The 7,986-nt window shown below is 59.1% G+C and carries 8 protein-coding genes and 2 pseudogenes; 6 read left to right on the forward strand and 4 right to left on the reverse strand.

Annotated elements, in window-relative coordinates; all coding sequences use genetic code 11:
* Positions 1-3: 3 nt before the first annotated feature.
* Positions 4-723 carry a TetR/AcrR family transcriptional regulator gene (locus tag ACQKOE_RS15745; protein WP_427513661.1) on the reverse strand — a complete coding sequence of 240 codons (720 nt, stop codon included), beginning with the start codon at positions 721-723 and terminating at the stop codon, positions 4-6.
* Positions 680-1,471, reverse strand: a complete 792-nt coding sequence (locus tag ACQKOE_RS15750) for a TetR/AcrR family transcriptional regulator (protein WP_427513662.1) — start codon at positions 1,469-1,471, stop codon at positions 680-682. The genes ACQKOE_RS15745 and ACQKOE_RS15750 overlap by 44 nt, the downstream gene beginning before the upstream one ends.
* Before the next feature lie 185 nt (positions 1,472-1,656).
* Here ACQKOE_RS15750 and ACQKOE_RS15755 point away from each other — a divergent pair, with 185 nt between their 5' ends.
* Entirely contained in the window at positions 1,657-2,130 is a 474-nt protein-coding gene (locus tag ACQKOE_RS15755; RefSeq protein WP_427513663.1) for a flavin reductase family protein, read from the forward strand.
* Positions 2,131-2,172: 42 nt separating this feature from the next.
* Positions 2,173-2,454, forward strand: a complete 282-nt coding sequence (locus ACQKOE_RS15760) for a hypothetical protein (protein ID WP_427513664.1) — start codon at positions 2,173-2,175, stop codon at positions 2,452-2,454.
* 246 nt (positions 2,455-2,700) lie between these two features.
* On the opposite strand, the pseudogene ACQKOE_RS15765 reads toward ACQKOE_RS15760, so the two are convergent.
* A pseudogene (locus ACQKOE_RS15765) lies at positions 2,701-2,826 on the reverse strand (IS6 family transposase); the annotation flags it as partial.
* Positions 2,827-2,961: 135 nt separating this feature from the next.
* Positions 2,962-4,110, reverse strand: coding sequence for a hypothetical protein (locus ACQKOE_RS15770; RefSeq protein ID WP_427513665.1), 1,149 nt, complete (start codon positions 4,108-4,110; stop codon positions 2,962-2,964).
* Between the two features lie 228 nt (positions 4,111-4,338).
* Between ACQKOE_RS15770 and ACQKOE_RS15775 the strand changes: the two are divergent.
* From ACQKOE_RS15775 to ACQKOE_RS15790, 4 genes and pseudogenes are all read left to right on the forward strand, one after another.
* Positions 4,339-4,858: pseudogene (locus ACQKOE_RS15775) on the forward strand (integrase core domain-containing protein); the annotation flags it as partial.
* An 87-nt stretch (positions 4,859-4,945) separates the two neighbouring features.
* Positions 4,946-5,587, forward strand: coding sequence for an RNA polymerase sigma factor (locus ACQKOE_RS15780; protein WP_427513666.1), 642 nt, complete (start codon positions 4,946-4,948; stop codon positions 5,585-5,587).
* On the forward strand, positions 5,584-6,513 hold the full coding sequence (locus ACQKOE_RS15785; RefSeq protein ID WP_427513667.1) for a FecR family protein: 930 nt from the start codon (positions 5,584-5,586) through the stop codon (positions 6,511-6,513). Before ACQKOE_RS15780 ends, ACQKOE_RS15785 begins: the two co-directional genes overlap by 4 nt.
* A gap of 157 nt (positions 6,514-6,670) precedes the next feature.
* Positions 6,671-7,894, forward strand: coding sequence for a TonB-dependent receptor plug domain-containing protein (locus ACQKOE_RS15790; RefSeq protein ID WP_427513668.1), 1,224 nt, complete (start codon positions 6,671-6,673; stop codon positions 7,892-7,894).
* The last annotated feature ends 92 nt before the right edge of the window (positions 7,895-7,986 follow it).

Consider the following 7,986-nt stretch of genomic DNA (forward strand, 5'->3'; position numbering starts at 1 on the left):
GGCCTAAGGCAGCGTTTCGGGCGAGGCTTCGGCCAGGCTGATCAGGCTGATTCCGGCCATGCGCAGATAGTCGGGCAAGCTGTCGCCCGATGCGTTCATGATCAGGTTTCCGTCGGCGCAGATCAGCGTGAACTTGGCCAGCTTGTCCACGCGGTCCGGGCAACGCTCCTGAATTTCAGCCGGCAAGGTGGTGCGATACCACGAGGCATATTCCACCAGCACAGCCTGGCGCAGATCCAGGAAGCGTTGGCGGGCAACCTGTTCGCGCACCGACTGATCCACGCTGAGGATCATGCCGAGCCGCCAGAAATCCTGGGTGGCCAGCGGCTCGCTGGCCGGGGCGTTGCAATAAATCCGCTCGATATGCTGGCGCGTCGTCTCACCGGGCAGCGGGCGCCGCTTCTTGTGGAACGTTTCGAGCCATTCGCGGCTCTGGTCGAGCAGCGAGGCGAACAGGATGTCCTTGCTTTCGAAATGCCAATAGACGCTGCCCGAAGGCAGCTTCGCACGCGCCGAAACCCGGGGAATGGTCGTGCCCTGATAGCCAAACTCGCGCGCCACTTCCAGGGTCGCGTCCAGGATGCGCTGGCGGTTGGCAGGCGATGAGCGATGCTCCCCGCGCGGGCGGACGCGGCTGGTCTTTTCCGAAGTCATTGTGGTCTCCCCCGGTCGCTCTAGGTCAGTCATGGCGATCAGGCAATCGCGAGTCAGGTTGATGGTCATCCGGCTGTTTGCCGAGCGATATCGGCAAGCTACGAATGCGCTTCATTTCGCGGCCTACAACGGACGCGCGCAGGCCAATACCGCGCAGCTGGAATTCCACGAGGTCAACCACGGCCTCTCGTAGTTCGTTGCGGCTCTGCGATAGCAGGCCATGCATTTGCAGCGAACTGACCAGGAAGAACAGGTTGAAGAACAGCGTGGTCAGCAAGCTGTCGTCTGCCTCGCTTGGCTCCATGTCGCCACTGTCGCGTGCGGCCTGAAGGCAGTCCTGGAAGTGGCGTGAGAGGCCCGCATTGAGCGCGCCGAACATGTGGCGGGCAAAGCTGGCGTCTTCGGACAGGCTACGCAGCAGCATCCGGTTGAGCGTCTCGCGGTTCTGGGGCTGCATGACTTCGGCATCGCTCAGGAAGCGCAGTGCCAGTTCCATCGTCAGGTCGATCAACCGTGCTGTCGAGGGCTGGGCGGTTTCGGGACTGAGGATGAATTGCGAAGCGGCATTGTTGCGCACCGTTTCCAGCGCGGCATCCCACAGCGCCTGCTTGGTCGGAAAATAGCGGTAGATCAGGGCTTCCGAGGTGCGGCTGGCCCTGGCAACGTCGCGAAAACCGGTGGCCGCAAAGCCCGACCGGGCGAAAACTTCGGCCGCGGCCTGGGCAATCCGCTGCATCCGCATTTCCGGTTGCAGCCGTGTCCGCCGCGCGTTTCCTTTGCCGGCAACGGGTTCCTGACCAGGAGGACTTCGATCCATGTCGGCGGGTTTACGTGGTGTTGGCTGCCGCGCAAACACAAAATAGAGCCGCGACTGCAATAGGCTTGGAATTTTCCCTTCCTTAGTGTAGTTGCGAATCTAATAACGGACCTGCCAGCGGGGCCTTTCAGCACCGCGCCGGAGCTCCTCAAGGCACCAACCGATCCGATGTGGAACCTGAAAGCATGACCTCCCAAGACTTCCGTGCAGCCATGCGCCGCCTGCCCGCTGGTGTCAGCGTGATCACGACAGTGGACGGCACTGCGCCTGTCGGCATGACGGTCACCTCGGTGTCCTCGCTGTCCGCCGATCCGCCCAGCCTGCTCGTTTGCGTGAACCAGTCCGGTTCGATGCACGCCGCCTTGCAGGAGGCGTCGCATTTCACGGTAAATATCCTGGCCAGCGACCACATGGAAACGGCCCGCCAGTTTGCCGACCCGGCACTGCGCGACCAGCGCTTTTCCGGCGACGACTGGCAAATGGACGAAGCCGGCGTGCCCTATTTCGCACCGGCCCAGGCGTCGTTCGTCTGCCGTCTGGCCGAGAAGGTCCATTTCGGCACCCACACCATCTGTATCGGTGAGGTGGAGCGAATCCGTTCGGCTGAAAACGATGGCCCGCTGATCTATTTCGACGGCGCTTACCGCGAACTGCAGTAAACGCTAATCGCGTTTAGCCGCAACGCTGACGAGAACGGCAAATTGCCTTACTACGGCATGCCCTGGCAGAGCTTAGAGGACACAGCCGCGAGCAACAGCCAGTATTATGCGCAGAAGCTGGCAAAACCTATCTCGCACCTTGGCATTTCGGTGTTGGGGTTGGCTGGGACAAGGCCCCGATGGCTTTTTGAGCGCCTTGAGATGCGCATGACAGCCATCATCGCGCGCTACGAAGCGATCTTGGATGGCCGCGAGCCGCAGGACGTTTTGCCTGCTCCCACCCGCATGGTGATCAAGGGGCCCTGGTCGCGTTCTGACGCTTAAAATGTTGGGCGAACTTTTGCTTGCCAAAAGCGCTGCTAGAGACTGAGAGCGTTTGAGCGCCACTAGTGCTTCAGTCTCGTGCATCTCCAGCCTAATCTCATCAACGCAAAGTCGCAGAACTGCGCCCTTGGGGGCGTTGTCTTATGTCAGATTGTTTGGAGATGAGCCCCTGTTCGGACTCAATGGTGCGCGGTGCAGTCCAGAGCAAGATCGTCTCCAGGAAGTTCCCTGCAATTTGAAATCGAACAGGAGGTCTTCGACGTTCCGTAGCGAGAGCGGGAACCGCACGTACATCATCACCACGAGGCGGATCACCTCGGGGGAGGAGCGGAAATAGCGGAATGGATTGGGAAGTTTGCGAGGGCGGGGCATGGCCTTACCCTACCCGGACGCTTCGTTCATCGCTAGCGGTGCAATCCTTTTGACACCGCCAGGAATTGGGCTCAACTCACCGTGTCGAAGCTAACCTGACTAATTTGCGCCCAGCGCCTGGTCCAACCACTGACATCAGTAGCATGTGGCTCGCCCGTTGATCCGGTCTGCATTGTGCATAGCCCGGATGCCGACCGCGCCGGAAACGCAGCTCAGTACGCCCGCTGCCTTGAGAGAGCCAATACCACCAGACTGTGGTTCGTAAAATTCGTAAGAGACCACGATACCGCTGGATACGGTCGTCGATTCCGCTCCGAAAATTGTCCCGATATTGGTGCGCCTGACCATTGAAGCTCCATCTGCATCGATGGCCAGGACCAGGGTCGCGGGACGCGGTCCAAAGCGGCGGAGTTGATCCTCTGCCGCACCAATCAAACTGGCACTTCCTTGCGATGCCGGTCCGGAAAGTTGGCTCTGGAAAGCCTCGAATTCACCAGCGAGCTTGGCCCTTTCGGCTTCTGCATTGCCGCAATTGGCCTGCTCCGGGAGCGAAGCAATCTGCTGGCCGAGATCATCAATAGCTTCAGCGAAGGTTCTTGCTCCGCCGGGTGCCGGAGCGACCGTAGCCTTGCGCCGCGCCGCAATTTCCCCGCGCACTGCGGTTACCAACATTCCCTCGCGGACCCGGGTGCTCAGGCCCTGATAAATGAAATCCTGCTTGAACAGACTGAGTAAAGGCGACGCAGCATTCAGCACATTGGTAATAGAGCCCAGTTGCTCGATCACGCCCTTCTCGCTCAGTTCTGCCTGCACGCTTGCGCGGCAGGCCTTTGTCCCCTCTGCGATGATCCCGGCATAGCGCTCGCGGAACCCCTCCATTCGATCTCGCACCAAGATCATGTCCTGGACCACAGGTAGCTGGTCCGTCCCCTGCAGCACGTCCCAGCCCATGCCGCCCACCAGGCTGGAGGAATCTTGCGCTTCCTTTGGTACGGGGAGGACTACCATCGTCAGCGAAGAGAAGTCCGCCCCGGTCGCATCGACGATCCGTCTGGCCGCCTGCTTTACGGCAACTCCGGTCAGCAACCGCGCTTCAATTCGGCCAACGTCCGAGCCTGCCAGTGTAGTCTGACCCGTCATGGTCGCGCCAAGAGGAGTACCACTTCCACCAGGGCGACTGCTTGATTCATAGTCCTGCGCCCTGACTGACTGTGGCAGTGCAAATAAAGCGGCAGACAGTGAAACGGCTTTCAAGACCTGCCGCACTGTGCTCTGCTTGGTCATGATCGACGGTCCTTTCCGGTAAAGGTGATTTGGATCGCTTGTAAGGAACATTCAGGGCCCGATCCAGCGGGTAGTCGCAAGGGAGCTGTCAGGCTAATGCGAAACGCTCTCCGTTGGTAAGGCGGGGATGAAGCGACAGATATCCTTCAAGCGGCACCGGTTCCCTCCGGATGTGATCCGGTATTCGGATTGGCTAAATTTTCGTTTCACGATGAGCCTGCGCGATGTTTTGTGTCCGATGCATTGTTCAACGGCAAGCGCTTTAGGGCGCTAACCGTGGTGGACGCATTCACCCGTGAATGCCTGACAATCCATGCTGATCAGGGCATAAAGGGTGAAGCAGTGGCGACAGTGATGGAGCGCCTGACATTCCAGCGGGGGACAGCGCCCGCAAAGATCAGAGGTGGACAACGGTCCGGAGTTTATCTCCCGGGCGCTCGACCAATGGGCTTATATGAACAAGGAGATGTTGGACTTCTCCAGGCCAGGGAAGCCCACGGACAATGCGTTCGTTGAATCATTCAACGGACGGCTCAGAGATGAATGCCTGAACACGCATTGGTTCTTGTCATTGGACGATGCCCGGGCCAAGATCGAGGCGTGGCGACGGGACCTCAACGAGAGCCGTCCTCACACCATCTCTGGGATCATGACGCCTGCCGAATTTGCTTCATCGGCCGGGTTTATCCCCACCGATGAAGCGCCAGATCTCTCGTTCTGGGCGGATACAAATCCGGGACAGGGTTAATTAAGCGCCGGATGCGGGTGCTAGAATTTTCTCAATGTGCTCACCTCTAGATTTGCATCATTACCCTTGAACTGGCAACTCCGGCTCATGCAATCGCACTCGCCCCCTGATCGGAAGACGGAAGATCCGGCCCAGCCGAACGACGGTCTCAAAGCGCTATTCATGGCGCATCGGGCCGAACTTGTCCGCTTCATCAGGGCCCGCAGCGGTGACGAGGTTGAGGTCGACGACCTTATGCAGGAGCTGTGGCTCAAGTTGGCCAAGCTGAACCCCGGCCCCATTGCGAATGGCCGCGCTTATCTGTTCCGGATGGCCAACAATCTTGTTCTGGACCAGCGGCGCAGCAAACGGCGGGCCATGTCCAGAGACTGGCAATGGTCGGAAGCGGACGGAGATTTGGGCCTTAATCCGTTGGAGCGGGCTGACCCGGCCTTGACTGCGGAAGAGGCGCTTTGCCGCGATCAGGAGATTGCGGCCCTGCACGGCGCAATTGCGCAATTGCCTCCTCGATCCCAGATCGCGCTAAGGCAGTATCGACTGGAAGGGCTGGGTCAGTCCGAAATTGCAAAGCAGATGGGTATCAGTCGCAGCGGCGTGGAAAAGCACTTGGCGGTTGCCATGCGACATTTAAGAATTGCGATGGAAGAGTGCGGAATACTGCAACCTGTGACGTCATCTGAGCAACGAACGGAGAACGAAGGTCTTTCTGGGATGGAAAAGCGGTCATGAAAGACAGAAGCGCCATCCTGGAAGAAGCGGCGGCATGGCACGTTGCAAGTGCCCGCGACGATATGGATTGGGATGCCTTTACCGCATGGCTGGAGGCAGATCCACGCAATTGCGCGGCCTATGATGATATTACGCTGACTGACGCCCTTATCGAAGACCATGCCAGTTCCCTGCGTGAAGCATCAGCCGAACAGGAAGTGCAACCGTTTCCGGAGAAGCGCCGCATGGGCCGTTACTGGTCAGGCTTTGCGATTGCGGCGAGCCTGGCGCTCGCGATTACCGGCCTGACGCTTCGCGATACCGCCACCGTTTATACGGCAGGCGATAACGTCCAGCAAATCGCGCTTTCTGACGGATCGACAATCGAACTGGCGCCGCATAGCCGGCTTGAGCTGAGCAGCAACGAACGGGAGCTTTCCCTGGACGGCGGGGCCTACTTCAAGATCAGGCATGATCCGGACCGGACGATGACAATCTCTGCCGGCCCCATAAAAATCAGTGATATAGGCACTGAATTCGATGTCCAGGCGACCGAACAGGAAGTCAGACTGGAAGTAAGTGATGGCGAAGTTCAAGTTACATCCAAGCAGTTGGATCAACCGATCGAACTCTCGCGGGGCAACGCGCTCTTGCTGGATAAACGTGACGGTGAGGCCACGGTCAGCGAAATCGAGATCGCGGAAGTCGGCGCCTGGCGCGCGGGCCGTCTATCATTTTCCAACATCCCGCTTGAACTGGTTGTCATCGACTTGAAACGATATACAGGCTTGGAAGTGAAGTTGGCCGACGAATTGAAGCGGCGCCGCTTTTCCGGGACTCTGACGATTGGAAATGGACAAAAGGCACTCGCTGATCTTGCGGAAATCATGGGCCTCGGCGTCGATCGCAGCGGCGGCTCTTATCGTCTCGTGCCCGCAAAGCGCTGAAGCAAGGCCGCCATTCGAACGGGCTACTGCCCGTGAAATCAACATACCAGAGCTGCCCCTGCCCAGGGCATTGTCTGAACTTTCCCGACAGACCGGCGTTTCAATCGGTTCCGAAGGTGCCTTGCCGCCAGTCAGGACCAAACCGGTCCGTGGCAGGTTGAGCGCGCGGGAAGCTCTGCGGCGGATGCTCAAAGACTTGCCGTTCGAAGCGCGACAAGTCGGCGAAACCGCCTGGCGCATCGTGCCACGTAGCGTTGCCCGCCAGGCACCAACCAATCAAGTCCGCCTGGCACGACCTGAACAGGCCCCTGAAACTGTCGATCCAATCGGGATCGTTGTATCCGCAAACAAATTTCCCAACGAGCTTGGCGATATCCCGCGATCCATAGGCCTGATCTTGCCGGACGGTCTGCAACAGGTCAGCGCAGACAGTGGAACGGCCGCGATGACCAGGGACCTTCAGGGTATCTCGGTTGCGGGAGGAGGGGCCGGGCGCAACCAGATATTCCTGCGCGGTGTGGCAGACAGTCCCTTTGCCGGCCTGAACCAGGCAACCGTTGCCGTGCTGATAGACGGCGTGCGCATGACCTATTCGGCTCCCGACCCGGACTTGAGACTGGTCGATGTGAAACGCGCCGAACTTCTCAAAGGCCCGCAAGGTTCGCTGTATGGTCTTGGTGTTCTTGGCGGGATCTATCAGGTTGTCACCAATTCCCCGGATGCTTCTTCGGCATCGGCTTCCATTGGGCTTGGCCTGTCACAGGTTACGGGCGGCTCTCTGGGTCAAAATGGGGCAGCCGTGGTCAACCTGCCGCTCGTTCCCGAAGTCATGGCTTTGCGCCTCGTCGGTTACGGATCACACGCGGGCGGATGGGTCCACACCGGAGCGCGGCGCGATGCCAACGGTCTTGATATCTATGGCGGCCGACTGGCTCTTGGACTTAAACTGGGTCCAGATTGGCGCCTTGATGCCAAAGGGGCGGCTCAAAAACTGAAATCGGCTGACAGCCAATACGTTTATGTGGCAGGATCACGCAGCCGGCCGGATCAGATTCCTGAACCGTCTGTCAATCAATTCGAACATGCGGCCCTGCAGCTAAATGGCACAATGGGCGGTGTTGATATAGTCGCGCTTTCCGGCCATACTTGGCAACGGACCAGCGAGCAATTGGACGCTACGGTTGGAGCCGGGAGTTTCGGGCTGGACGATCCGGCCAAATATATCGACACGCGAAATTATAAGGTCTGGGATTCGGAGCTGCGCTTTTCAGGCACGTGGAAGTCGATCGATTTTCTCGGAGGCATTTCCCACGTTGAAGCGCGGCGGGTGATGGACCGCCACCTTTACGCCATCGATCCGGCCACCTCTGTAGAGATCTGACCGGCCCCCACTGAGTGGTCCGCGTTAATTGTTAGTGCAAGATTGCCTCCGGCGCCATGGGTGACCGCAGGTGGAGCGAAGCGGAACCGGAG

Origin of the sequence: Novosphingobium sp. NPDC080210, assembly GCF_050281025.1 — a bacterium.
Lineage (GTDB): Bacteria > Pseudomonadota > Alphaproteobacteria > Sphingomonadales > Sphingomonadaceae > Novosphingobium.

Excerpts from the sequence above, each read along its gene's own strand:
- ACQKOE_RS15745 (WP_427513661.1), bottom strand. The coding sequence starts at position 723 with ATGACCATCAACCTGACTCGCGATTGCCTGATCGCCATGACTGACCTA.
- ACQKOE_RS15750 (WP_427513662.1), bottom strand. The coding sequence starts at position 1,471 with ATGGATCGAAGTCCTCCTGGTCAGGAACCCGTTGCCGGCAAAGGAAAC.
- ACQKOE_RS15755 (WP_427513663.1), top strand. The coding sequence starts at position 1,657 with ATGACCTCCCAAGACTTCCGTGCAGCCATGCGCCGCCTGCCCGCTGGT.
- ACQKOE_RS15770 (WP_427513665.1), bottom strand. The coding sequence starts at position 4,110 with ATGACCAAGCAGAGCACAGTGCGGCAGGTCTTGAAAGCCGTTTCACTG.
- ACQKOE_RS15780 (WP_427513666.1), top strand. The coding sequence starts at position 4,946 with ATGCAATCGCACTCGCCCCCTGATCGGAAGACGGAAGATCCGGCCCAG.
- ACQKOE_RS15785 (WP_427513667.1), top strand. The coding sequence starts at position 5,584 with ATGAAAGACAGAAGCGCCATCCTGGAAGAAGCGGCGGCATGGCACGTT.